Here is a 23,834-nt window from a genome sequence, read left to right as displayed (position 1 = left end):
TCGAGCGTCACGCCAGCGTGACGCGGGGTGTCGAGCGTCACGCCAGCGTGACGTTCGGCGCAAAGCTAGGAAGCGCTTACGTCCACCAACACCGCGCCGTCGGGCACGTTGCCGAGGGTCTGCAGCGGGATGTCGTCGCCCTGGGCCGTCAGCCGAACGATCTGGGCCAGCTGGTCGGGCGCGTCGCATTGCAGGTAATGGTCGGCCCCGGGAATAACCCAGTAGCGGTTGCGGCCGGGCTTGTTCTTCAGGTACGTCTGCCAGACGTGGTTGGGCACGCGCAGCGGCGAGACATTGTCGTGCAGCCCCCACACCACCGTGGTGTTGACCGGGCTCTTGGAAAGCGCTTCCAGCCAACCGGTTTCGTCCGCCGCCCGCTCGTGCAGGTATTGGATGGTGTCCGGCAGGACGCGGATGCCGTCGTTGTGGGCGAAGCATTTCGCCAACGCGGCGATCTCCGGGTCGTCCAGCGTTCGGCGCGGCATGAAGGTGCTGGCTCCCAGGCCGGCCGCCAGCATCTCCGGTGTCGTCGCGGCGGCGGTGGGCCGACCCGTCGCGGAGTCGAGCAGAGCGGTCTGAAAGACCGTGAGATTGGACAGCGGTAGATAGATGTTGGCGTTGGTCAGGATGAGGTCGAGGGGTAGGGATGGCGGATCCAGCGCCGCCAGCAGCTCCAGCGCGATCATGCCGACGCTGCTGCCGCGGTCGTGGGTGAGCATGCGGAACTCGGACAGATTCCACACCTGGGTGATGGCGTAAACGAGCAGGCGCGCGTCGTCGTAGAGCGAATACACGTAGGGCTCAGGCGGTTTGTCGGAGAGGCCGTAGCCGGGGAAGTCGAGCAGGTAGATGTCGAACTCAAAGCCCAGGTCGCCCACCAGGCCGTGATAGTCGATGCTCGACGTCGGGAAGCCGTGCACGAGCACCAGCGCGGGCGCGCCCGGTGTCCCGCAGCGGCGGCTGAACACCGCGACTTCGTGCCCATTGTTGGCGGCGGTCGTTGACCGCCAACGCAGTTCCGCGCCGCCGCTTTGCCACTCCGCGAAGATGTCCAAGCTGCCAGCATCGCAGAGCGGGTCGCGGTTAACAACCATGCGTCAGCACCGCTCCGTCACGGGCACGTGACGTGCACCCCGAAAGTGACCGGGCGCGTGGCGCTTTGGCCGGGGGTGGTCGCCTCGCCGGTCCCGGTCACCGTGTAACTCTTGCCCTCCTTGGTCGCTTGCACCTGGGTCGCCGACCTGGCGGCCTGGTAGGGGAGTTGGTACTGGCCGTTGGCGAGCGTAAGCGAGATCGCGAATCCGTCGACCATGGGCGGTTTCTCGTCCGAGAGGGCCAAGGACACCGACGCCGTATCGTCGCGCACGCTGATCCGGGTGGTGAGGTCACCCGACTCGGGCGGTGACGCGTTGGGTTGCGCCGCCGCACTGGTGCATTCGACGCCGGCGGTCATCGTGTGTTTGTTTCCGTCGATCATCACGGTCGTGGTTACCGAAACCGGGCTCGCACTCGGGGCGGTCGCCGGCTGGCTGGCCTTGCCCGAACAGCCGGAGATACCGGCGGCCAGCGCGATGCCGGCGGCCGCCAGCGCGTACGGATTCGTCATCTCACCTCCCTTGCCAGCGAGGACTATAGGACCCATTCGTTTCGGGAAGGTCTCCTTTTCCTGGCGGCCAGTCGACCGCGGGGTTTACCGCCACGCTTCCCAATTCACCATGCTGCGCAGCGGTCCGGCGAACACCGGCCGCACCGCGCCCGACCGCCAGCGCCCTTCGATGGCCGGCGCCAGGGCGTCGGTCGTGGTCAGCGGGTCGTCGTCGAGGTAGATGACGGTGATGTACTGGTGGTCCGTTCGCCATCCGCGCGGAAGGCGGCTCCAGCCCGCGCTCGAACCGAAGGTCCACGCCCCGGCCGCGCCCGGCGTATCGAGCAGCGCCGGGTGGTGCTCGGCGTGCAGCCATTGCAGCCACTCGTCCGGACGGCGTCCGTCGACCGGTTCCTCGACGAGGAGGACGACGCCGCGGTGCGGCCGAAACGGCACCACCTCGGGGGATATCAGCGCCCGCGGCGAGGATCGCCACTGCAGCAGGCGCAGCCCGGCCACTTGCAGGGACGGGCGGACGACGGGAAACCGACCGTTCTCGCGCAGCGCGCGTCCGAGCGCGACGAAGTCGTCGAAGGTCTCCTCGACGGGATCGCTCACCAGGTAGTGCACCGCGTTGCCGATCTCGCCAAGCGGACCGTCGGCCGCCAGGCGGTGTTGGGGATAGTCGCCGTCGGCGATCCAGCGCAGCCCGTGCACGATGCCCGGCAGTTGATACTGCTCGGGCATGTGATCGAGCAGGTGCCAGCGCAGATAGCTGCCGTCGTCGTCGGCCGGCGCGGTGAGGCTGAATATGCCCGCCCTGACGCGAATCACGCGGCGCCGCCGGGGGAGTGCAACTCGGCCAACGCTTGGAGGCTGTCCAGGTAGTGCTGCAGCGAGGTGTGGCGGAAGACGGCGGGCACGATGGTGGCGCCGTGCTCGGCGGCCTCGCCGACGGCGTCGCGGGTGCGCTCCGGCTCGTTGATCGGGTCCAGCGCAGCGGCAGTCGGCAGGACGACCTCGAACCCCGGCCGAAGCTCGAAGCGGCGCAACCAGTCTCGGGCTTCGGACAGGCTCACGGCAAAGGGCGCCCAGCCGTCGGCCAGGGTCGCGGCGCGGCGCAACGAACGTAGCGTGCGCCCGCCCACCCAGATCGGGACCCGGTCCTGCACCGCGCAGGGGTCGACCACCATGCCGCCAAACGAATAGAACTCGCCGCGGTAGGCGGGTTCGGGCGCCGACAGCGACGCGCGCAGCGCCCTGAGCGCGTCGTCGCCCCGCGGTCCGCGGTCGTCGAAGGGCGCATCGAGAAGCTCGAACTCCTCCTTCAGGCTGCCGACGCCGACCCCGAGGATGAGCCTGCCGTTGCTGACCTTGTCCAGCGTGCCGTAGCGCTTGGCGATCTCGAGCGGATGGTGGTATCCGAGCACCAGCACGTTCGTGGCCAACCGAATTCGTTGCGTGCGCGCCGCCAGGTAGCCGAACGTGGCCAGCGGATCCCAGTAACGGGCGCCACGGCGGTGCGTCTCGGCCGCGGGCAGCGCGATGTGTTCGCTGCAGGTCAGGTGGTGATAGCCGAGCCGATCCGCGGCCTCGGCGATAAGGGCCAGGTCCTCGATCGAGGCGTCCTTCTCCCAGTCGCCGCTGGCCTTCGGGAACATCGTCACCACGGGCGTGGCCACGGAGAGTCGTGGGGCGCTCATCCCTGCATGTACCCCCCGGCGTCGACGGGGATCGATTGGCCGGTGATGGTCCGGCTTTCGTCGCTGGCCAGAAACAGGGCGAGGTTGGCGACGTCGTCGGGCGAGGAAATGGCGTGCAGCGCAACCCCTTTGAGCGCTTTCTCGCGTTGGGCGGCGACGTCGACCCCTTGCTCGTCGGCGGTGCGTTGCACCCATCGACGCCACAGCTCGGTGTCGATGGCGCCGGGCACGATGCAGTTGCACCGGATGCCATAGGGGCCGACCTCCAGCGCGACCGTCTTCGTGAAGGCCCGAAGGGAGGCCTTGGCGGTGACGTAGTGGCTCTTGCGGACGACGCCGGAATAGCCTGCCGTGGAGGAGAAGTTGAGGATGACGCCGCGACGGCGCGCGAGCATCGACTGGTTGAGCACTTCGCGGGTGCACAGCATCGCCGCGGTCACGTCGATGGCGATGGTGGCGTTCCAGTTGTCCAGGGTCTGCTCCCAGATCCAGCGGTCCTGCCCGGGGGCGGCGGCGTTGTTGCACAAGATGTCGACATGGCCGAACTCGTCGACGGCTCGCGACACCATGGCGGCGACGTCGCGCTCGTCGGTCACGTCCGCGCGCATCGCGATGGCGCCGGGACCGGCCGCTTCGGCGGCGGCGCGCACCAGCTCTTCGCGTCGCGCGGCCAGCAAGACCTTGGCGCCCTGGGAGACGAAGAGCGAGCCGAGCACGGGTCCCAGGCCGGTGCTCGCGCCGGTGATGATCGCGACCTTGCCGTCCAGCCGGCCGGTCATTGCGTTGCGGGCACGCATGTTTCGATCCATGCGTGGATTCGTTCGGCGACGGCGAGCCAGCCAGGGTCGAGCATCATGTCGTGGCTCATCTTAGGGAAGATTTCGGCTTGCGTGCCGTAGGCGGCCGCGGTGGCCTGGACTTCCCGTTGGGTGAAGCACACGTCGTCTTCGGCGCCCAACACCAACAGCGGGGCGGTGACGAGGTGGGGCCTGGGCAGGTCATGCCAGAGCATGTCGATCGCGATCCTCAGGGCGTACTCCTCGCAGAGTTCCGCGGCATAGCGCGCAACGTCGGCTTCGCAGTGCGACGGCGAGAAGAAGGTTTCGCGGGCCAATTCCGGCGTGGCGCCGACACCGCGCAGCGACCTGGTCATCGCCAGGCCGCTGGCGGTGTACCACGGGTGCCGCTTGAACCGGCGCGCCAGGAATCCCTGGATGCCGTTCGGGGGTGCGGAGGCGAGTAGTACGGCGGCCGCAGCCTCGTGTGACTCCAGATACTTCTGCACCACGAAGCCGCCCAGGGAATGCCCGACCACCACCGGCCGTTCGCCCAGTCCGTCGGCGACGGATGCGACGTCGGCGACGAAATCCGCGATCGAGCACAACCGCATGGACCTGGGCGCCGGACTGCTTCCGTGACCGCGCAGGCTCAGCGCCAGCGCCCGGTGGCCCTTGTCCGCGAAGTAGTCCAGGAAGTGCTCGTCCCAGCACCAGGCGCCGTGCCACGCCCCGTGCACGAATAGCACCGGAGGCTGGTGGGATTCGCGGCCGGGCGTTCGTTCGATCACTTCGAGCATGTGCGGGACTCCTCCGTGGGCCGCGCCCACCGGTCGGCTGCAACGCCGCTGAGATTAGCCGTTGACGTGCGCATGGGGGACCGGAATCGGCCAAGCCACGCCGTCTCGTGGCGTTTACTGATGCGGTGGGTGTAGATGGGGAGCGGCGCACGCTGGTGCTGTCCGCCTTTCCGGGCGAGGCCGACGCCGTGCTGTCCCACACCACGCTCGATGCCGATCCGGTGGTGATCGCCGACCGGCGGCGCTTCTATCTCGGCTCGATCGCCGGCAACAGGGTGATCGTCGCGATGACCGGCATCGGCCTGGTGAACGCCGTCGACACCACCGAGGCCGCGCTCACCCGCTTCCCTCGCGATTCCATTGCCGCCGTGGTGTTTTCGGGCGTCGCCGGTGGGGCGGGCCGCACCGGCATCGCGGACGTCGCCGTTCCGGCGCGGTGGACGTTGGACCACGGCACCACATTCCGCGCGGTTGACCCCGGCATGCTGGCCGAGGCCGGGAAGCTTTCCGTCGCACTGGAAAGCGTCACCCACCGGATCGATTTGCGGCGACGGCCGCGGATCGTCGTTGGGGGCGACGGATGCAGCTGGGACAACAACAACGGCGTCGCGTTTCCGTGCATCCCGAACGGCGGCGACGTTTTCGGCTGTCAGCCGCGCAGCGCGCCCGATCGGTCGCTGCGGTATACCGGCAACTTCCGGCAGACGGCGGGCCCCTGGCTGAGAAGCGCCCTGATCAGCAACATGCGCATCGTCTCGACGTCGGACCCGGCCTATGCCGCAACCGACATGGAGACCGCGGCCGCGCAGACCGTGGCCGACGCGCACGGCGTCCCATTCCTGGGCATCCGGGGCATCACCGACGGGCCGGGCGATCCGCTTCACCTGCCGGGCTTTCCGTTTCAGTTCTTCTGCTACAAGCGGATCGCGGCGAACAACGCCGCCCGGGTAACCGCCGCTTTCCTGCGGAGCTGGGCCGGCACCTGAGCCGCTACTCGGGGCCGACGGCCACCGCGCGGCCCGGGTCCGCACACCACTCGGACCACGACCCGGGAAACAGCGCCGCGTCCCGGCCCGCCGCCGCCAGGGCGGCGACCGTGACGCTGGCGGTCACGCCGGATCCGCAGTAGGCGCCCACCGCGGCATCCCGTTCGATCTCGCGGTCGGCGAGCAGTCGCAGGAGCGCCTCTTCGCCGCCGAACGTGCCGTCGGCGGACAGAACGGCCGTGCTCGGCAGGTTGGTGGCACCGGGGATGTGCCCGGCGGCCGGGTCGAGCGGCTCGACTTCGCCGCGGAAACGTTCGGGTGCCCGCGCGTCGAGCAACGTCACGCCGCCCGCGCCGGCCTGCTCGGCGGTCAGGGTGGGTAGGGCCCCCGCATACAGATCATCATGGGGCACAGTCACATTCCCGGGTTGCGGTGTGGCGTCGCCGGTTTCGAGGCTCCGGCCGGCCGATCGCCAGGCCCCCAGGCCGCCGTCCAGGATGCGGACGTTCGGCAGGCCGGCCGCCGTCAACACCCACCAGGCCCGCGCCGAGCCGGCGCGGTTCCAGTCGTCGTAGACCACCACCGGCTCGTCCTGCCGGACGCCCCACCGACGCGCGGCGGCCTGCAGATCGCTCCCCGAGGGCAGCGGGTGGCGGCCGCGTCCGGCGACGGCGTGGTCGCTGAGTTCGTCCTCCAAGGACGCATACACCGCGCCCGGTATGTGGCCCTGAAGGTAGGCGGGCCGCCCGTCGGGTTCATCGAGGCGCCAACGGACGTCGAGGATGGTGAGCGGTTCGCCGGCCTCGATGAGGTTGGCCAATGCCGCGGCGGTGATCAACACCTGATCTCGGGCGTTCACTCGATCGAGCCTATCGGCCGGGCGTAGTGTGCTGAGGGGCGGCAGAGCAGATGGAGCGGATCGTGGCGCGCATCAGCTACGGAATGACCGGATGTGTTGCGGTCACGGCGGTCCTGGCAACGGCGGTCCCGGCCCAGGCGGTGCCAAACACCCAGTGCGCGCTGACGACGCCCGTTCAAGAAGTGCAGCACTTGTCGCAAGTGCCGCCGGAGCTGCTCAAGCTGCTACCGCCCATCGCCGACATCGGCGCGCCATTCAACGCGACCGACTCGGTCAGCGACCCGACACTGCCGTTCCGCCGGCTGATCCGGGCCGGCCATCGCGACGCCGACTGGTTCCTCTGGTACGAGCACGGCGGCGTCGGCTATTCCTGGCAGGCGGTGGTCGCACGCCTCGCGCCCGGTGGGGACCCGAAGGTATTGGCCAATGCCGGAACGATTTCCGACACGTTGTGCAGGCTTACCGACGGCGCGTTCGCCGGCACGGTGCCGCCCTACCCGCCCGGGTCGTGGGCGGCCTCCGACTTCTAAGCCGTGTGTTCGGCGTCGTCGTCGGCGGCCCCCAGCGAGGCCAGCATGCCCGCCGCAGCGCGATGCCAGGTGAAGTCCTCGGCGCGGCGCCGCGCGGAGACGCGACGGTGGTGCTCGGGACGACGGGTGATGGCGCTGACCGCCCGCGCGATGGCGGCCGGGTGGTTATCCGCCGAAGCGCCGCTGTCCGGGGTGATGATCTCGGTGAGCGCGGAGGTGCGCGAGACGACGGCCGGCGTCCCGCAGGCCAGCGACTCCAGCGCCGCCAGCCCGAAGGTCTCGTGCGGCCCGGGGGCCAGCGTCACGTCGGCGGAGGCCAGCAGCCCGGCGACCGTGCGCCGATCGGAGACGAAGCCGGTGAAATCGACCGGCAGCCGGGCCGCCTGACGCTCCAGCCTGGCCCGCAGCGGACCCTCACCGACGACGACGAGCCGGGCGTCGACCCCGGCGTGGCGCAACTCGCCGATCGCGTCGATGCTGCGGTCGACGCGTTTCTCCACCGACAGGCGGCCGCAATGGACCACCAGCAGCTGCGTCGGTGCGGCCCAGCGACGCCGCACCAGGTAGGAGTGGCGGCGCGGGTGAAAGGTCTGCAGGTCGACGCCCAGGGGAACGGTAACGGTGTTGGTGGCGCCGATTCGATCGAATTCCTCCCGGGCGAAACCGGTGGTGCACACCACCGTGTCGTAATCGGCCGCGGTGCGCGCGTTGGCCAGGTCGGCGAACCTGACCGCGGCCCGCCGCGGAAGCACTTGCCCCACAAGGCGATCCAACCGCTCGTGGGAGATCATCACGGTCGTGGCACCGTGGTCGCGGCCCCACCGGCCCAGTGATCGCAGCGTCAGCCGGTCCGAAACCTCCAGTGCGTCGGGCCGCAACGCCTCCAGCAGCGCCTTGACGGGTCCGGGCAGCACCGCGCGGTAGCCGCCGGTGAGGGGAATCAGCCTGGCGGGCAGGGTGATTCGCACCACGCCGGTGCCCAGCTGGCTGCGTTCGGCCCGCTGCCCGGGCACGATCAGGAACACCTCGTGACCGCCGGCGCAGTATTCGGCGCCCAGCCGGTCCACCGCGGTGCGAAGGCCGCCGGAGCGAGGGCCGTAGAAATTGGCGACCTGTACAACGCGCATAAGGTGAGGACACGCGGTGCGCGTGTGCACTCAACAATGCGGACCTGACGCCGGCCTGAACAGTCCATGAATTCCGCCGCGCAGGCTTCGAGCGCGTGCCTACTGGGCGTTGAGTGTGCGCCCAGGGCGGCGACACGCCGAGAAACACCGCCGTGAATGCACGCTCGATGGGATGGGGTGACGGGGTGAGGCCCGGCCGCGCGAAGCTAGCGCTTGCCCCAGTCCCACGGCGGCGTACTCAGCAGGTCCTGGCCGGCGACGCGCGTTTCGCCCCACTCCTTGTACAGCTCGATGTCGACGGAGTCGTCGCCGATGGCCTCCAACAGCGTGCGGGAATGGGTGACCACCAGGACCTGCGTCCGCGCCGAGGCGGTGCGGATCAGCCCCGCGAGTGGGCGCACCAACTCCGGGTGCAGCGAGGTCTCCGGTTCGTTGAGCACCATCAGCGACGGCGCCTGCGGGCTGGACAACGCGGCGGCCCACAGCAGGAATCGCAGTGTGCCGTCGGACAATTCCGCCGATCGCAGGGGCCGGAGCATGCCGCGCTGACGCAACTGCAGATCGAAGAGGCCGTCGTGCACGGCGACCGAAATCGTGGCGCCGTCGAACGCGTCGGCGACGGCGCGGCTCAGGTCGTCGAAGCCGGCCTCGATGATCGTCTGGACCGCGGCCGCCAGGTCGCTGCCGTCGTCGGAGAGCACCGGGGTGCGGGTGCCCACCTGCGGGTGCCGCGCCGGCGCCCCGGCGTCGACGCGGAAGCCGTCGTAAAACCGCCACCCGCGCAGCCGCTCGCGCACCTCGGCGAGCTCGGGCAGCGCGTGCGGGTTGGCGTACTCGGCCAGCACGCTGCGGTACAACGGCAGCGACCGGGACAGCTCGTCGAATCCGCGACCGGTGTCGGCACTGACCTCGACGAAACTCGCGGCTCGGCGCACCAGCGTCGTGCCGGCGCGCAACACCGGACCGGCGAAGACCGCCTCCCGCTTGATTTCCGGATCGCGAGCGAAAGCTGAGCGGGCTTGCCCCGCCGACACCGGGATGCCCAGGTCGACCAGATAGCCGAAATCACTTGCAGAAAAGCCCAATTCGAGGGAAACCGGCCGGTTGCGCACGGTGCCCTCGACCTTCCCGGTGCGCCGGGCGCCCTTGAGCTCCTGGGGCCCGGCCCACAGCGCGGACTGCAGCCCGCCCTCCCGGGCGAGCGAGGCGATCACCTCGCCGCGGCCGCAATCGGCCAGCAACCGCAGCGCGCGGTACAGCGACGACTTTCCGGCGCCGTTGGCGCCGGTGACCACCGAGAGCCGGCCCAGCGGCAGGATCACCTCGCGCAGCGAGCGATACCCGCGGATCGCGACCGTCTGCAACATGGAGCCGACTGTACGGTCGAAGACCGACGCCCTTACTCGTTGTCGGCGGCGTCGAGCAGCTGCACTTCCTCGAGGTCCATCTCGTTCTGCAGCTCACGCAGCACGATGTCGTCGATCAGGTTCTGGTTGCGCAGCGCGGTGATCTCCCGGCGCTTGCTGTCGAGCACACCCAACCGCACCCGCCGGACCAGTTCCTTCTTCTTGACCAGGTGGTTGTTCGTCGAGCCGTCTTCGGTGGCCAGCGCCAGCGCGGCCTTCTCCTCGTATTCCTTCTGCAGCCGGCGCCGCAGGTCGTCGCCGACGCCGACCTCGTCGGCGACGGCGGGCAACGCGTCGAGGGCGGCTCGCACACCCCGGGTGCGGGCCAGTTGCAGCTCCTCGGAGTGCGCGACGTCCTCGGGCATCTGCGCCCAGCGCACCACCGCGGGCAGCGTGGTCCCTTGGACCAGGACGGTGGTCAGGATGACGACCACCACGATGAAGATCAGCAGGCTCCGGTCGGGGAACGGCGCGCCGCTGAGCGTGGTGGTCGGGACGGCCAGCGCCGCGGCGAGTGAGACCGCACCGCGGAAGCCGGCCCACGCGGTGACGAAGCGTTGCCGCCAGCTGACCCGGCGTTCGCGTTGGGCCTGCCGGCGGTCGATCAGGCGGATCAGCAACACCGTGAGCTCGCCCCAGAAGATGCGCGACAGGATCACCACGGCGGTGACGGCGAGCGCGATGAACAGCGCGTGGCGAATCCCGCCGTCCACGCCGGCGATGCCGCGCAGCGCCCCCGGTATCTGAACACCGACGAACACCCACAACGAGCCGTTGAGCAGGAAGGTCGCGCTGTCCCAAAATGCGTAGGCCTGCAGGCGTGATCGCGCGCGGATCACCACCGGACCGGCGTAGGCGAGCACCAATGCCGCGACCATGACCGCGACGACCCCGCTGCAGTCCATGCTCTGGGCCAACAGAAACGCCGCGAACGGCGTCAGCACGCTCAATGCCATTTCCTCTTGCGGGGCGTCGATTCGCTTGCGCAGCAGCGTCACCGCACCGCCGACCAGGAGTCCGGCGGCGATGCCGCCGAGGTAGGAGCCGACGAAACGGCCGACCAGGTCGGGCGGGGTGATCGCGGATCCGCCGATCGCGACGTGGACGGTGACGGCGAACAGCACCAGCGCGGTGCCGTCGTTGATGAGACTCTCGGCCTTGAGGACGGTGACGGACCGGCGCGGCAACTTCTTGGCGAGGCCGGCCACGGCGGCGGCGTCGGTGGGGGAGAGCACGGCGCCCAGGACGGCCGCCGCGTGCGAGTCCATCCCCAGCGCCCGGGCCGTCCACGAGACCGCCACCGCCGTCGCGATCACCAGGCCGACGCTGAGGAAGACGATGATGCGCGCGTTCGCCCGGATCTCGCGGAAGCTGGTGTTCAGCCCCTCCCAGTACAAGATCGCCGGCAGGAAGAGCAACAGCACCACCTCGCCATTGACATGCACATTGGCGAAATGGGGGACCAGGCCGAGCAGGGTGCCGAGCACGATGAGCAGCACCGGCGGACCGACGCGATAGCGCCGGCCGATGACCGTCCCGACGATGACGGTGGAGACGAGCGCGACGATCAGGACGAGGCCAAACACCAGCCCATCCTGCCGGACTTGCTCGGCTCGCGCCGAGCGGGGATGGGGCGGGCGGGGTTGTCGGTTAGGTCACTTCAGACCCGTCGAGAGTCGCCTGAAGGCCGGGGATTCCGTCGCGCGCGGCCGGTCAGGAGCAGTCGCAGCAGCAGTCGTCGCAGCAGCAGTCGCAGCTCTCGCAGCAACACCAGCAGCCGGTGCCGTCCCCGCTCTTCTTGCGCTTGCCGGCGGGGTTTTCGCCGTCACCTTCGGGCTGCCCGGGCTGATCGCCGAAGTTGATGGGTTCCTGCTGGCCGTGCGGCGTCCCGGTTTGCGCGCTGAAACCGGCGTGGGCGAAGGTGCGCTTGATCGATCGGCGCACCTCGCTGGTCAGCAGCCGGTGGGGCAGCCGGCCGTCGGTGAACGACACGTCGGCCAGCGCCAGCTCGATGCCCAACGCCGCGTCGTCGCATAGGGCGCGCGCCGTTGCCACGGGAGTTGCCGTGGCCGCCAACGGGTTCCACTTCCCCCGCGCGACGTCGTCGCGGTAGTCCTCGACCGCGTCGAGCAGGTGCGCCACCCGGCCGAACAGCCGCCCGATCTCGCGCAGCGGCGCCGCGTTGTCCGGACGACCGGCCAACACCGCGGTGTGCGCGAACGCCTCGGCGACGGCGGTCTCGGTGGGCTCAGTCACCAGCAACAGCGAGCTACCGGGGCGGGCCTGGGATTCGAGGGCGGCCTGGCGGTCCATCGCGGCGACAAGCACGCCCGTGTCGAAGCCCAGGCTGTGACCGGTGTCGGTGCCCTGGCGCACCCAGCGTTCGGCGATGCGGCGCGCGGCCGGCCGCACCCCGGCCACGCCGACCACCCCGTCGCGGTCGTCGACGTGATCGCGGACCCGCGCGGCGGCCAGCGCCAACGACACCACCGCGGCCAGCCGCACGCAGTCACCGGTGGCCACATCGGCGCGGCGCATCCCGCGCAATGGGCAGCGCCCGGCCGCGCGGCGGCTCGGTTCCCCGGGCGATTGCGCCTCGACCAGCAACGAGACAACCAGGCCGTCGTAGTTGGTGGCGATGCGCGCGGTCTGGCCGTAGTCGTCGCGCAGCGCCAGACACAATCCGCACAACTGGGCTGTCCAGGCCGCCGCCAGCTCGCCGCCGAGCCGGTGACGGCAGGGCCGGATGATGCCAAACATGCACAGAAGCTACCCGACGCGCAGCAAACGCGCGCGCGAAACGCCGAGCCGCCCATGGGGTATCGCCGGGCCGCGCGTCGATGGGGCTTCAGGCCATAATGGGCTCGATGACTGTCGGGAAGATCAGGCTTTTGGTGACCGTCGCGATGCTCGTTTCGCCGATCCTGGTGGGTTGCCATTTCGAGTCCAGGAACCCGCCGTCGACCAAGACGCTGCAGGTGCCGATGAACGACGTGCTCACGCAGAGCGTCATCACCCAGGGCATCACGCTGGCGGTCGGCAACACGCTCGTCGTGAAGTTGGGCTCGAATTACACCACCCCGTACCGGTGGGCGCCGGACATGAAGATCGGCGACTCGGGGGTCCTCAAGCAGACCAGCCACGAATTCGTGCCACCGAGCTCGGACGCGTTGGGGGCGCCCGGCACGGAGGTGTGGACGTTCACCGCGCTGAAGCCGGGAACCACGACCATCGGCACGTCCTACACCAGCTTCGTCGGCAAGGACTCCAAACCGGCGTGCACCTATACGGCCAACGTCACGGTGCAATAGACGCTACGGTCTGGAACGTGTTCGGCTTCCTCCGCAACCTGTCCGAAATCGGCAAACTGCCCGCCGCGCTGCGCGACGAGCTCGACGCCGAGGGAATCATCTTCAGCGCCGGCAAGGTCGGCGTCAGCCGGCACTTCGGCGGCCATGTGCCGGGCGTCTATTCGGCTTCGGGCGTGTCCCGCTACACGGGCGCGTTCGCGTTCACCGCGGCACGGGTCGTCGCCACGCTGCCCGCGCGCGGGGACGCCAACCTCCGATCGATCGACTGCCCCTGGAACAACGCCAGGGGGCCGGCCCGCGCCACCATCACCGGCAAGGGCCTGAATCTCGAAATCGATTTGCACGGCGTCGATCCCGCCTTCAGCGGGTCGATGCGGCTCAACTACCGCAAGAAGATTCCCGACGAGGTGCTTCAGACGCTGCCGACCACGACGCTGCGCTTTCCCGTGCAGCCGGTCTTCGTCTATCGCGCCGCGGGCGTTCGGCCCAAGACCTAGCTCGGCTCGGCGGGCCGCAGCATTCGGCCGCTGACGACCGCCGAGAGCCACCCGGGCATCAGTCGTGAGCCGGTGGCCATCGTGCGAAGGCGCCACCCGGGCACGACGACGGCGCGGCCCCGATCCAGCCCCCGCAGCCCGGCGGCCACGACGGGTTCGGGCGCGGCGAGCCGGCGATAGATCGCGGTGTGCGAAACGTCCGAGCCGAGCGCATCGACGAACCCGGTCCGGGTGGGCCCGGGGCACAACGCGGTGACGGTCACCCCGGAACCGCGCGTCTCGGCCCACAACGCTTGGCTCAGCGACAGCACGAAAGCCTTCGACGCGCCATAGGTGGCCTGATACGGGCCGGGCTGAAAGGCGATGGTGGAGGCGACATTCAGGACGCCGCCCCGACCCCGCGCCAGCATGCCGGGCAGCACCGCGTGCGTCAGCCGCACCAGCGCGTCGACGTTGACCGCGACCAGCTCGCGCTCGCGCTCGGCGTCGACCTCCGCGAACGGGCCGTAGGTGCCGAAGCCGGCGTTGTTGACCAGCACGTCGACCTCCCGGCCGTCCAAGCGGGCGACCAGGTTGTCGACGCCGGCCGGGGTGCCAAGGTCGCCGACGGCAAGCTCAACGGGCTGCTCGACCCGCTGGGCGACCGCTTTGAGTCGGGCTTCGTCGCGCCCTGCGAGCACCAACGACATGCCTCGCCTTGCCAGCTGGTCGGCGAAGATCGCGCCGAATCCGGAGCTGGCACCGGTGATGACGGCCCACGACATGGCAAACCCCTACCGCGCAACGGTTTTCACGGCCGGGCGGATGCCCAGCGCGTGGCTGACGAGACCGATCCCGGCGCCGAGGATGGGCCATACCGGCCAGAAGTACGTGGCGCCGGTGGTGGCGGCGACGGCCGCCCACACGGTGAGCACGATGACGGTCATCGCGAGATAGGCGCCGAGGTGAATGCGCACCCCGCGGCGGGCGGCCTGGATGCGGGCGGCGCGGCGCCGCGGGTCCGCGCGGCGAATGCGCTCGAGCGGAAGGTCGGCGAGCAGCTCACGCAGCTCCCCGGTGGTCTGCGCGGCGAACACCGCCCGCACGCGTCGGTCGTATTCGTCGAGTTCCAGGTAGCCCTGCGCGAGCGCCTGGCCCAGGCGGGTTGCCGCCCGCTCCCGGTCGCGGTCGCCGGCGCGGGGGGTCAGTTGCGGGTCCATTTCGTCCCCTTCCTTCGGATGTGAATGGCTTTAACATAGTCCCTAATGTTAATCTCGTCAACATGGCACGCGAGCGAAAATCGCCGACCGGGGCGGTGCGGCGGGACAGCTACCACCACGGCGACCTGAAACGCGCCCTGACCAGCGCCGCACTGTCGTTGGTCGCCGAAAAGGGGCCCAAGGGCTTCACGCTGACCGAGGCGGCCCGCCGGGCCGGGGTCAGCGCCGCCGCCCCGTACCGGCACTTCGCCGACAAGGCGGCGTTGCTCGCGACGGTGGCCGAACAGGGTTTCGGTGAGCTGCACGCCGAATTGGCCGCGGCCGCCTCCGCGCCGGACCCCAAGGATCGGGTAGTCCAACTCGGCCGCGCGTACGTGCGCTGGGCCGTCGCCCACCCCGACCACTACCGGGTGATGTTCGGCGCCGAGCTGTCCAAGGCCGACCATCCCGGCCTGGCCGTCGCCGGCGAGCAGGCGTTCGGGGATCTGCTCGACGCGATCGCCGACTGCCAGCGGGCGGGCGTCTTGGGCGTCTCGGGCGGTCGGGACCCGCGCGAGCTCGCCGCGCCGCTATGGTCGCTGGTGCACGGCGTCGCGTCGCTCGCGATCGGCGGCGAACTACAGGCGGTCGGGATTCAGGCGGATCCGGAGGCCATGGTCGCGGGCGCGGTGGCCCGGGTGCTCGCGTAGACCTCGGCGAGGAATTGTTCGACGGCGACCGCGGCGTGCACCGCGCGGGCCGAGCCGAAGATGTCGAAAGCGTGCTGGGTGTAAGGCAATTCGGCGTACACGACGGGTTGGTTGCTCACGTCGCGCAGCTTGGCGGTGAAGTCGCGGGCCTGCTCGACGAAGGCCAACGAGTCGTTCTTGCCGTGCAGCACGAAAAACGGTGGGGCGTCGGGGTTTACCCGATGGGTCGGCGACGCGGCGGCGAACGTGTCGTGGTGCGTCGAGGGCCGCTGCTTGATGATCGACTTGATCAGCAACCCGGGCATCATCGCGTGCATCGAGTCGTCGAGCCGGGTGAAGTCGTAGATCCCGTAGAACGGCACGGCCGCCTGCACCCGGGTGTCGGCGTCCTCGAATCCGGGCTGGAACTGGGGGTCGTTGGGGGTGAGCGCGGCCAGCGACGACAGGTGGCCGCCGGCCGAACCGCCGGTGATCGCGATGAATTCGGGATCGCCGCCGTACTCGGCGATGTGCTGCTTCACCCACACCAGGGCGCGCTTGACGTCGACGATGTGGGCCGGCCAGGTGTTACGCGGGCTGTGCCGGTAGTTGATCGCCACGCAAATCCAGCCGAGTTCGGCAAGGTGGCTCATCAGCGGATGGGCTTGTCCGCGTTTGTTTCCCGTCGTCCAGGCGCCGCCCGGGATTTGGAAGAGCACGGGCGCCTTGCCGTTCGGGTCCAGGTCGGGCCGTCGCCAGATGTCGAGATGGTTGGCGCCGCCGTATTCGCCGTAGCTGATGTCGGAGTCGTGGGCGTAGTCGCGGTAAATCCGCAACATGCGCAGCAGGCCCGGCGCCTTGGCGATGCCCGCGCCCTTGGGCCGGCGCCACAGGTCGGCCGAGTCGGTGCGCCGGTCCGAGCCCAGCCCGGCGTCGAGCGCCTGGGTGAGCGGCACGTTGGCTTGATGGCCTGCCCGGCTGAAGTTCAGCAAGCCCGCCGCCGATGCGGCGGCGGTCAGCCAGGCCAGCGTCCGCACCGCCGGGGTGAGCCGTCGGGCCGTCAACGCCAGCCCGCCGAGCTGGCTGACCAGGGTCTGCAGCGGCAACTCGGTGACGACCAGGCCGAAAAACCACGAGAACAGCGACAGGTAGCCACTGCGCGCCAACGGCCGGTAGGCGTTGAGCGTGGACACCGCGGTCACCGCGGTGACCACGAGCGACCCTAGCTGCCGGATGACGTGGATGATTCGAGCTGTCCGCATGAGCTCACCTTACGAAAAGCCCCTGCGGCAGGTGGTTACGTGGCCTCGGCCCGGCTCTCCAGGCCCTTGACCGCGGCGGGGTCGTTTTCGGTCAGCCCGACCTTCGCCGCGCCGCCGGGCGAGCCGAGTTCGGCGAAGAAGTCGGCGTTGATCTGCGTGTACTCGCCGTATTCGGCCGGCAGGTCGTCTTCGTAGTAGATGGACTCGACCGGGCACACCGGCTCACAGGCCCCGCAGTCGACGCACTCGTCGGGGTGGATGTAGAGCATCCGCGCCCCCTCGTAGATGCAGTCGACGGGGCATTCCTCGATGCACGCCTTGTCCTTGATGTCGACGCAGGGTTCGGCGATCACATAGGCCATGCCTCCATGGTTCTTGTCGGGGCCACGGGCGAGTAGAGGCACGGTCGTTGTGGAGTCACAAGCTATCGTTGTGTCACACGAAATGATTGTGAGTGATCATGCCGCTCAGCCCTCGGATGCCCGAGCTCGCCTCGTTCGAGGTGTTCCTGGCGATCGCCGAGACCGGCAGCCTGGGCCGCGCCGCGCGCGAACTCGGGCTGACCCAGCAGGCCATCTCGCGGCGCCTCGCATCGATGGAGGCCCAGATCGGCGTCACGCTGGCGGTGCGGACCACGCGCGGCTCGCAGCTGACCCCGGCGGGCCTGATCGTCGCCGACTGGGCCCGACGGTTGCTCGAGGTCGCCACCGAGATCGACGCGGGCATGGGCTCGCTGCGCAAGGAGGGGCGCGAGCGGATCAGGGTCGCGGCCAGCCAGACCATCTCCGAACAGCTGATGCCACACTGGCTGCTGTCGCTGCAGACCGAGGCAACGCGGCGCAATAGCACCGCGCCGCAGGTGATCTTGACCGCCACCAACAGCGAGCACGCCATCGCCGCGGTCCGCGACGGCAGCGTCGACCTCGGCTTCGTCGAAAACCCTGGCACGCCAAAGGGATTGGCGACCTGTGTGGTGGGGCAGGACGAACTGGTGATCGTGGTGCCGCCCGGCCACAAGTGGACGCGGCGGGCGCGGGGCGTGACCGCCCGCGAACTCGCGGAAACGCCGCTGGTGGCTCGCGAACCGCATTCGGGCATCCGGGATTCGCTCACCCAGGCGCTGCGTCACGTGCTGGGCGAGGACATGGAGCAGGCGCCCCCCGTGCTGGAGCTGACGTCGGCGGCGGCGATGCGCGCCGCCGTCCTCGCCGGCGCCGGGCCCGCGGCGATGAGCCGGCTGGCGGTGGCCGACGACCTGGCGGTCGGGCGCCTGAGCGCGGTCACCATCCCGAAGTTGGACCTACGGCGCAAGTTCCGCGCGATCTGGGTGGGCGGTCGCACCCCGCCGGCCGGGGCGGTGCGAGACCTGTTGAGCCACATCGTCAGCCGTCAGGCCGCGGCGTCGGCCTCCAGCGCCTCGTCGTAGCGATCGAGCACGGTCTCGGCCACCAGCCGGTGCGCGCCCAGCGGCGCGGCCATCGGAATGTCGTTGTCCCGCGCGAAGGTTGAGACGCCGTCGGTGAGCAGGCCCGGGGCCAGGAACCACGGCGCGATGACCAGCCGCCGCGCCCCGCGGCGGCGCAGCTGGGCGGCGGCGCGGGGCACCGACGCCTCGGGCCGGGTGGCGAAGGCCGTCGTCGCCGCGGCCCACCGGGTGCCGACCACGAGCCGGGACGCCACCGTCGCCGTCCGGGCGTTCGCCGCGGCGTTGGACGAGCCGATCGCGACGACCATCACGCCGAGGTCCTCGTCGAGCGGGGAGACCCCCACCTCGGCCAGGCGCTCCCGCAGCACCGAGACCAGCCGCCCGTCCTCGCCGAGCACGTCGGCCTGCCGGATGCCGTGGGCCCCGGCGTCCGCGATCTGCTTCGGGATGTCCAGGCGCGCGTGGTACGCGCTGGCCAGCAGCAGCGGGGCGACCACCGCGCGGCGGCTGTCGGGCAGGCCGGCCAACACGTCGACGAAGTTCGGCTCGTTGAGCTCGAGGAACGCCAGCCGCACGTCGAGGTCGGGGCGCAGGCCGGCCAGCCGGTCGGCCACCGCGCGCGCGTTGGCGCCCGACCGGGGGTCGCGGCTGCCGTGGGCGGTGAGTACCAGCGTGCTCATGAGGCGTGTAACCCGCATTCGACCTTGTTTCGTCCCCGCCAGCGCCCGCTACGAGGATCGTCACCCTCGGCCGGCTTGCTGGTGCACGGGGCGCAGCCGATCGACGGGTAGCCCTCCTCGACCAGCGGGTTGACCAGCACGTTGTGGCGCTCGATGTAGTCCCGGACGTCCTCGTCGGTCCAGGCCGCGATGGGGTTGATTTTGATCAGCTCGAACGATTCGTCGAAGCTGATCAGTGGCGCGTTCGCGCGGGTGGCGGCCTCCGCCCGGCGCAGCCCGCTGACCCACGCCGCGTAGCCGCGCAGCGCGCGACGCAGGGGCAGGACCTTGCGCCGGCGGCAGCATTCGTTGGGGTCGCGGGCGAACAGGTCCTTGCCCAGCAGTTCGTCCTGCTCGGCGACGGTGTGCTCGGGGGTGACGTTGAGCAGGTGGATGTCGTAGGCGGACTCGACCGCGTCGCGGGTGCCGATCGTTTCGGCGAAGTGGTAGCCGGTGTCCAGGAACACCACCGGCACGCCCGGCCGCACCTCGGCGGCGAGCGAAACCATTACGGCGTCTTGCATATTGGCGGCGACCACGTACTGGCAACCCGGGCCGTCGGCACCGCCGAAGTGCTCGTCGGTCCACCGCAGGACCTCGACGGCGCCCGCGTCCTCCATCTCGGCGGCGCCGCGCTCGGCCAGCTCGCGCAGCTGTTCCTTGGTGAAGTTGATCGCCACCATCGGGTCCTCAGCTCCTATCGCAGGTCGGCCTCGTCGGCGCGCAGCGCCCAGGACGCGAAGGTCTCGTTGCCCTCCCGGCGTTCGAGGAAGTTGCGGGTCACCCGGTCGATGTAGTCGCCGAGCTCGTCGCTGGTCACCTTGTGCTGACGCAGCTTTCGGCCGAACCCGCTCGCCTCGCCCAGGCCGCCGCCCAGGTGGACCTGGAAGCCCTCGACCGAATTGCCCTCGCCGTCGTCGATCCACTGGCCCTTGAAGCCGATGTCGGCCACCTGGATTCGCGCGCACGAGTTCGGGCACCCGTTGAGATGGACGCTGATCGGCACGTCCAGCCTGGAGTCGACGTCGGCCAGGCGCTGCTCCAACTCGGGCACCAAAGTCTGTGTGCGGACGCGGGTTTCGGCGAAGGACAGCTTGCAGAACTCGATGCCGGTGCAGGCCATGGTGTTCTTGCGCCACGCGGAGGGCCGCGACGGCAGGCCGAGGTCATCGAGTGCTGCCACCGTCTCGTCGACGCGGTCGTCGGGCACGTCGAGGATGACCAGCTTCTGGAACGGGGTCAGCCGGGCCCGGTCGGAGCCGACCTTCTCCATCAGGTCGGCCACCGCCGACAGTGTGGTGCCCGAGACGCGGCCGGCGATTGGGGCGACGCCAATGGCGTTGTGCCCGTTCTTGATCTTCTGCACGCCGACGTGGTCGATGGTCTGCTTGACCGGCTCGGGCGCCGGGCCGTCGATGAGCCGTCGGTGCAGGTACTCGGTTTCGAGGACCTCGCGGAACTTTTCGACGCCCCAGTCCTTGATCAGGAATTTCAGCCGGGCCTTGGCGCGCAGCCGCCGGTAGCCGTGGTCGCGGAACGCCTTGGTGACGGCCTCCCACACGTCGGGCACCTCGTCCAGCGGGACCCACACGCCGACCCGTTGGGCCAGCATCGGATTGGTCGACAGGCCACCGCCCACCCACAGGTCCAGGCCGGGTCCGTGCTCGGGGTGGTTGACGCCGACGAACGCGACGTCGTGGGTTTCGTGCGAGACGTCCTGCAGGCCCGAGACCGCGGTCTTGTATTTGCGTGGCAGGTTGGCGTATTCGGGGTTGTTCATGGAGCGCCGGACGATCTCGTCGATCGCGGGGGAGGGGTCGAGCACCTCGTCGAGCGAGTCGCCGGCCAGCGGCGAACCGTGGATGCCGCGCGGGCAGTCACCGCAGGCCTCGGTGGTCTGCAGTCCGACGGAATCCAGGCGCCGCCAGATCTCGGGGACGTCCTCGATGCGAATCCAGTGCAGCTGCAGGTTTTCCCGGTCGCTGATGTCGGCGGTGTCGCGGGCGAATTCGGTCGAGATCTGACCGAGCGTGCGCATCGCGTGCGCCGTCAACGGTTTCCCGTCCGTGCGGACGCGCATCATGAAGTACTTGGCTTCGATCTTGTCGGTGTTGTCGTCGCCGGTCCAGCTGCCGTCGTAGCCCTGCTCGCGCTGGGTGTACAGGCCCATCCAGCGGAAGCGCCCGCGCAGATCCGAGTGGTCGATGCTGTCGAAACCCTGGTGGGCGTAGACGTTGATGATCCGGTCGCGCACGTTGAGCGGCGCGTCGTCGTTCTTGATCTTCTCGGTGTCGTTGAGCGGTTCGCGGTCGCCCAGCGACCACTGGCCCTCGCTGCGGGTCTTGGCCGGACGTGCTGTGGTCATGGGTGCTCCTTCGCGGTGCTGGGCTGCAGGGCTGCCGGCCGCGGCATCGACGCGATGATGTTGTCTTCGTTAGGGGACGGGCGCTTCGTTGCGCCCACGTCTCATGGCTTCATGGTGCCCGGCATGGGTGTCGGCGAGTAGAGGTCGCGCCGTTGTGAGGGCACAACGGTTGGTTGTGTGTGTGCGCGATTTGAGTCACACCCGCCACAGCAGCCTCTGGAATCGGAGGCACCCTACGTGCCCGCCTCATAGCGACAATTCGCGGGCAGCACAACGCGGAACGGCCCGAGTCGGCCGGTTGTCGCTATGAGGCGGGCACCTCGCCTAATCCCTCGAACTCGCCGGGGAAGTTCGTGCGGCGAAACCGGGGGCGGCGCGGAGCGGCGGGCGTAGCATCAGCTCACGCTCAACGGCGAGCGAGGTACACATGAGCCACAGCGACTCGACCGACGTCGACAAATGGGACCGCGACCTGACCGAACATGTCGTCGCGCTGACCCGCCCGATCGTCAAGCACTATTTCCGGTCCGAGGTGCGGGGCCTGGACAATATCCCGCCCGGGGCGTCGTTGATGGTGGGGAATCATTCCGGCGGCATGACCACGTTCGATTGGTCGGTGTTGGCCGTCGACTACTACGACAAGTACGGCTACGACCGCCCGCTGTACGCGCTCGCTTTCGACACCATCTTCGCCGGGCCCGCCGGTGAGTTCTTCCGGCGCACGGGGGTGATCCGGGCGACGCGCGAGAACGCCGCCAAGGCCTTGGCCTCCGGCTCACCGGTGCTGGTCTTCCCCGGCGGCGACTTCGACGTCTACCGGTCCACCTTGCGGGAGAACACCATCGACTTCGACGGGCGCACCGGTTACATCACCACCGCGATCGAGGCCAACGTCCCGATCGTTCCCGCCGTCTCCATCGGCGGGCAGGAGAGCCAGTTCTTCGTGAGCCGCGGCCGGTGGCTATCCCGGGCGCTGCGGCTCACCAAGCTGGAGCGCAAATTCTTCCGAACCGACATCCTGCCCATCACGTTCGGCTTTCCGTTCGGGCTCAGCGTGCTCGCGCCGGTCAACATGCCGCTGCCCACCAAGCTCGTCACCGAGGTGTTGCCGCCCATCAACGTTGCCCGGTTCGCCGACGCGCACGACGTCAAGCGTGTCGACGCGCACGTGCGGTGGGTGATGCAGAAAGGGCTGAAAGAGCTTGCCGCCCAGCGTCATTACCCGGTGATCGGTTAGGCTCCCGCGAACACCACGTCGGGGTTGAGGATGCCTGCCGGGTCGAAGCTGTGCTTGATGCGGCGCATCAGGTCGATCTTCACCGGGTCTTCGAGTTCGAGGTAGTAGGGGGTCTTGGCGCGGCCCAGGCCGTGTTCGCCGGAGATGGCGCCGCCCGATTCCATTGCCAGCGCGAAGATGTCGGTCATCAGCTTCTTGCGGGTGTCCGGGTCCTTGCAGAAGATGGCCAGGTGCACGTTGCCGTCGCCGGCGTGCCCGCAGCCCGCCGCGGCGCCGCCGGCGGCCGCCGCCAATCCGCGGGCGGCGGACAGGAACTTCGGCATCGCGCCGCGCGGCACCACGGTGTCGATGAGGTCGTCGGCGCCGACGGCCTTCAGCGTCCAGAACGCCTTCTCGCGCGCCTCGATCAGCTTGCGCGCCGAACCGCCTTCCAGCACATAGGCATCCACGGCGCCCAGTTCGGCCAGCAGCTCGCCGACCTTCTCGACGTCCTCGTCCAGCCGCTCCGCCGTCCGGTTTTCAAGGGCCACAACGAGATACGCGTCGCAGCTGTCGCGGACGCTGTCGGGAATGCCCAACTCCAGGTTCTGGGTGTGGACCAGCGCGGCCATCGTCACGTTGTCGATGTACTCCAGGATGTAGGGCGCGAGGCCGCTTCCCACGATTTTGGGGACCGCCGTCATGACCTGGTCGAAGTCGGCGAACGGCGCGAGCACGGCGGCGTTGTGGTCGAGCCGCGGGTGCAGCTTGACGGTCACCTCGGTGGCCAGGGCCAGGGTGCCCTCGGAGCCGACGATGAGCTGGGTGAGGTCGTAGCCGGTGGAGATCTTGGCGATCTTGCCGCCGGTGCGGATGAGCTCACCGGTCGGCAGCGCCGCCTGCAACCCGAGCACGTTCTGGCGGGCGATGCCGTACTTGACGGCGTTCATCCCGCCGGCGTTGGTGCCGACGTTGCCGCCCACGCTGGACGACAGCTCGCCCGGGTGCACCATGTAGCGCAGGCCGGTGTCGGCGGTCGCAGCGTCCAGCTCGGTGAGCGTCACGCCCGGCTGGACGACGGCGACCTGGTTGGTGGTGTCGACTTCCAGCACGGCGTTCATCCGCTCGAAGGAGATCAGCAGCCCGTCGGCCCGCGGGATGGCCGCGCCCGACAACCCCGTCCCCGACCCGCGGGCCGTCACCGGCACTTTGTTGTCCGAGGCAGCCTTCAGCAATTGCGAAACCGCTTCCGCGCTGGCCGGTTTGGCGACGTGCGCCGGGCGCTGCGGCGGCTTGGTCAGCACCTCGTCGTGCCAGTAGTCCTCGGGGATGGCGTCGCCGGTCAGCAGGTTGTGCTGGCCGACGATCTCGGCGAACCGCGCCGTCATGTCGCTCATGG

Annotated in this window: 26 protein-coding genes; 7 read left to right on the top strand and 19 right to left on the bottom strand. The window is 69.6% G+C overall.

The genetic code is table 11. From position 1 onward, the window contains the following. Nucleotides 1-65 precede the first annotated feature (65 nt). From A5680_RS08205 to A5680_RS08180, 6 genes are all read right to left on the bottom strand, one after another. Nucleotides 66-1,055, bottom strand: coding sequence for an alpha/beta fold hydrolase (locus tag A5680_RS08205; protein WP_067818090.1), 990 nt, complete (start codon nucleotides 1,053-1,055; stop codon nucleotides 66-68). 56 nt (nucleotides 1,056-1,111) lie between these two features. After that, nucleotides 1,112-1,606, bottom strand: a complete 495-nt coding sequence (locus A5680_RS08200) for a lipoprotein LpqH (protein ID WP_067818088.1) — start codon at nucleotides 1,604-1,606, stop codon at nucleotides 1,112-1,114. A gap of 84 nt (nucleotides 1,607-1,690) precedes the next feature. Continuing rightward, entirely contained in the window at nucleotides 1,691-2,416 is a 726-nt protein-coding gene (locus A5680_RS08195) for a hypothetical protein (protein WP_067818126.1), read from the bottom strand. Further along, a complete protein-coding gene (locus A5680_RS08190) occupies nucleotides 2,416-3,288 on the bottom strand; it encodes a TIGR03619 family F420-dependent LLM class oxidoreductase (protein ID WP_067818086.1) in 873 nt (290 codons plus the stop codon). The genes A5680_RS08195 and A5680_RS08190 overlap by 1 nt, the downstream gene beginning before the upstream one ends. Next, on the bottom strand, nucleotides 3,285-4,085 hold the full coding sequence (locus A5680_RS08185; RefSeq protein ID WP_231977587.1) for an SDR family NAD(P)-dependent oxidoreductase: 801 nt from the start codon (nucleotides 4,083-4,085) through the stop codon (nucleotides 3,285-3,287). Before A5680_RS08185 ends, A5680_RS08190 begins: the two co-directional genes overlap by 4 nt. After that, nucleotides 4,064-4,864 carry an alpha/beta hydrolase gene (locus A5680_RS08180; RefSeq protein WP_067818082.1) on the bottom strand — a complete coding sequence of 267 codons (801 nt, stop codon included), beginning with the start codon at nucleotides 4,862-4,864 and terminating at the stop codon, nucleotides 4,064-4,066. Before A5680_RS08180 ends, A5680_RS08185 begins: the two co-directional genes overlap by 22 nt. 125 nt (nucleotides 4,865-4,989) lie before the next feature. Between A5680_RS08180 and A5680_RS25085 the strand changes: the two genes are divergently transcribed. After that, on the top strand, nucleotides 4,990-5,850 hold the full coding sequence (locus tag A5680_RS25085) for a hypothetical protein (protein WP_082970306.1): 861 nt from the start codon (nucleotides 4,990-4,992) through the stop codon (nucleotides 5,848-5,850). A gap of 4 nt (nucleotides 5,851-5,854) precedes the next feature. Here A5680_RS25085 and A5680_RS08170 read toward each other — a convergent pair whose 3' ends face one another. Beyond that, nucleotides 5,855-6,709, bottom strand: a complete 855-nt coding sequence (locus A5680_RS08170) for a sulfurtransferase (RefSeq protein ID WP_067818080.1) — start codon at nucleotides 6,707-6,709, stop codon at nucleotides 5,855-5,857. 62 nt (nucleotides 6,710-6,771) lie between these two features. Between A5680_RS08170 and A5680_RS08165 the strand changes: the two genes are divergently transcribed. Continuing rightward, nucleotides 6,772-7,239: a hypothetical protein gene (locus A5680_RS08165; protein WP_231633902.1), complete on the top strand. Its 468-nt coding sequence runs from the start codon at nucleotides 6,772-6,774 to the stop codon at nucleotides 7,237-7,239. On the opposite strand, the gene A5680_RS08160 is transcribed toward A5680_RS08165, so the two are convergent. From A5680_RS08160 to A5680_RS08145, 4 genes are all read right to left on the bottom strand, one after another. Beyond that, nucleotides 7,236-8,366, bottom strand: a complete 1,131-nt coding sequence (locus tag A5680_RS08160) for a glycosyltransferase (RefSeq protein ID WP_067818077.1) — start codon at nucleotides 8,364-8,366, stop codon at nucleotides 7,236-7,238. The genes A5680_RS08165 and A5680_RS08160 overlap by 4 nt on opposite strands. 206 nt (nucleotides 8,367-8,572) lie before the next feature. Then, the gene (locus tag A5680_RS08155) at nucleotides 8,573-9,733 is read right to left on the bottom strand and encodes an AAA family ATPase (RefSeq protein ID WP_067818074.1); all 1,161 of its coding nucleotides are present in this window, start codon (nucleotides 9,731-9,733) and stop codon (nucleotides 8,573-8,575) included. 32 nt (nucleotides 9,734-9,765) lie between these two features. Then, nucleotides 9,766-11,358, bottom strand: coding sequence for a Na+/H+ antiporter (locus tag A5680_RS08150; RefSeq protein WP_067818071.1), 1,593 nt, complete (start codon nucleotides 11,356-11,358; stop codon nucleotides 9,766-9,768). Nucleotides 11,359-11,485: 127 nt separating this feature from the next. Next, entirely contained in the window at nucleotides 11,486-12,532 is a 1,047-nt protein-coding gene (locus tag A5680_RS08145) for a DUF5685 family protein (RefSeq protein ID WP_055405350.1), read from the bottom strand. A 98-nt stretch (nucleotides 12,533-12,630) separates the two neighbouring features. Between A5680_RS08145 and A5680_RS08140 the strand changes: the two genes are divergently transcribed. Further along, complete coding sequence (locus A5680_RS08140; protein WP_082970305.1) at nucleotides 12,631-13,083, top strand: protease inhibitor I42 family protein; 453 nt, start codon at nucleotides 12,631-12,633, stop codon at nucleotides 13,081-13,083. Between the two features lie 17 nt (nucleotides 13,084-13,100). Then, nucleotides 13,101-13,580 carry a hypothetical protein gene (locus tag A5680_RS08135; protein WP_067818069.1) on the top strand — a complete coding sequence of 160 codons (480 nt, stop codon included), beginning with the start codon at nucleotides 13,101-13,103 and terminating at the stop codon, nucleotides 13,578-13,580. Here the strand turns inward: A5680_RS08135 and A5680_RS08130 are convergent. Continuing rightward, nucleotides 13,577-14,344, bottom strand: a complete 768-nt coding sequence (locus A5680_RS08130) for an SDR family oxidoreductase (RefSeq protein WP_067818066.1) — start codon at nucleotides 14,342-14,344, stop codon at nucleotides 13,577-13,579. The genes A5680_RS08135 and A5680_RS08130 overlap by 4 nt on opposite strands. A gap of 9 nt (nucleotides 14,345-14,353) precedes the next feature. Further along, nucleotides 14,354-14,779 (bottom strand): DUF1707 domain-containing protein, encoded by a 426-nt coding sequence (locus tag A5680_RS08125; protein ID WP_055405347.1) that lies wholly within the window; start codon nucleotides 14,777-14,779, stop codon nucleotides 14,354-14,356. Nucleotides 14,780-14,841: 62 nt separating this feature from the next. Between A5680_RS08125 and A5680_RS08120 the strand changes: the two genes are divergently transcribed. Then, nucleotides 14,842-15,468: a TetR/AcrR family transcriptional regulator gene (locus A5680_RS08120; RefSeq protein WP_055405346.1), complete on the top strand. Its 627-nt coding sequence runs from the start codon at nucleotides 14,842-14,844 to the stop codon at nucleotides 15,466-15,468. Here A5680_RS08120 and A5680_RS08115 read toward each other — a convergent pair. Then, entirely contained in the window at nucleotides 15,414-16,709 is a 1,296-nt protein-coding gene (locus A5680_RS08115; protein ID WP_055405345.1) for an alpha/beta hydrolase, read from the bottom strand. The genes A5680_RS08120 and A5680_RS08115 overlap by 55 nt on opposite strands. Nucleotides 16,710-16,744: 35 nt before the next feature. Then, nucleotides 16,745-17,071: a ferredoxin gene (gene fdxA / locus A5680_RS08110; protein ID WP_055405344.1), complete on the bottom strand. Its 327-nt coding sequence runs from the start codon at nucleotides 17,069-17,071 to the stop codon at nucleotides 16,745-16,747. A 98-nt stretch (nucleotides 17,072-17,169) separates the two neighbouring features. Between fdxA and A5680_RS08105 the strand changes: the two genes are divergently transcribed. Next, nucleotides 17,170-18,135, top strand: a complete 966-nt coding sequence (locus A5680_RS08105) for a LysR family transcriptional regulator (protein WP_067818118.1) — start codon at nucleotides 17,170-17,172, stop codon at nucleotides 18,133-18,135. Here the strand turns inward: A5680_RS08105 and A5680_RS08100 are convergent. The 3 genes from A5680_RS08100 to A5680_RS08090 are packed head-to-tail and all read right to left on the bottom strand — an operon-like array spanning nucleotide 18,099 to nucleotide 21,219. Beyond that, nucleotides 18,099-18,815 carry a sirohydrochlorin chelatase gene (locus A5680_RS08100; protein WP_067818063.1) on the bottom strand — a complete coding sequence of 239 codons (717 nt, stop codon included), beginning with the start codon at nucleotides 18,813-18,815 and terminating at the stop codon, nucleotides 18,099-18,101. The genes A5680_RS08105 and A5680_RS08100 overlap by 37 nt on opposite strands. Further along, nucleotides 18,812-19,537: a phosphoadenylyl-sulfate reductase gene (locus tag A5680_RS08095; protein ID WP_067818061.1), complete on the bottom strand. Its 726-nt coding sequence runs from the start codon at nucleotides 19,535-19,537 to the stop codon at nucleotides 18,812-18,814. Before A5680_RS08095 ends, A5680_RS08100 begins: the two co-directional genes overlap by 4 nt. A gap of 14 nt (nucleotides 19,538-19,551) precedes the next feature. Further along, complete coding sequence (locus A5680_RS08090) at nucleotides 19,552-21,219, bottom strand: nitrite/sulfite reductase (protein WP_067818058.1); 1,668 nt, start codon at nucleotides 21,217-21,219, stop codon at nucleotides 19,552-19,554. 427 nt (nucleotides 21,220-21,646) lie between these two features. Between A5680_RS08090 and A5680_RS08085 the strand changes: the two genes are divergently transcribed. Then, complete coding sequence (locus tag A5680_RS08085; protein ID WP_067818055.1) at nucleotides 21,647-22,456, top strand: lysophospholipid acyltransferase family protein; 810 nt, start codon at nucleotides 21,647-21,649, stop codon at nucleotides 22,454-22,456. Here the strand turns inward: A5680_RS08085 and A5680_RS08080 are convergent. Next, nucleotides 22,453-23,832, bottom strand: a complete 1,380-nt coding sequence (locus tag A5680_RS08080; protein ID WP_067818053.1) for an FAD-binding oxidoreductase — start codon at nucleotides 23,830-23,832, stop codon at nucleotides 22,453-22,455. The two genes, A5680_RS08085 and A5680_RS08080, sit on opposite strands and share 4 nt — an antisense overlap. Between the last annotated feature and the right edge of the window lie 2 nt (nucleotides 23,833-23,834).

This window comes from Mycobacterium sp. E2989, assembly GCF_001667595.1.
GTDB lineage: Bacteria > Actinomycetota > Actinomycetes > Mycobacteriales > Mycobacteriaceae > Mycobacterium.
The sequence above is the reverse complement of the archived record's forward strand: the minus strand, read 5'-3'. Positions and strand labels throughout refer to the sequence as shown.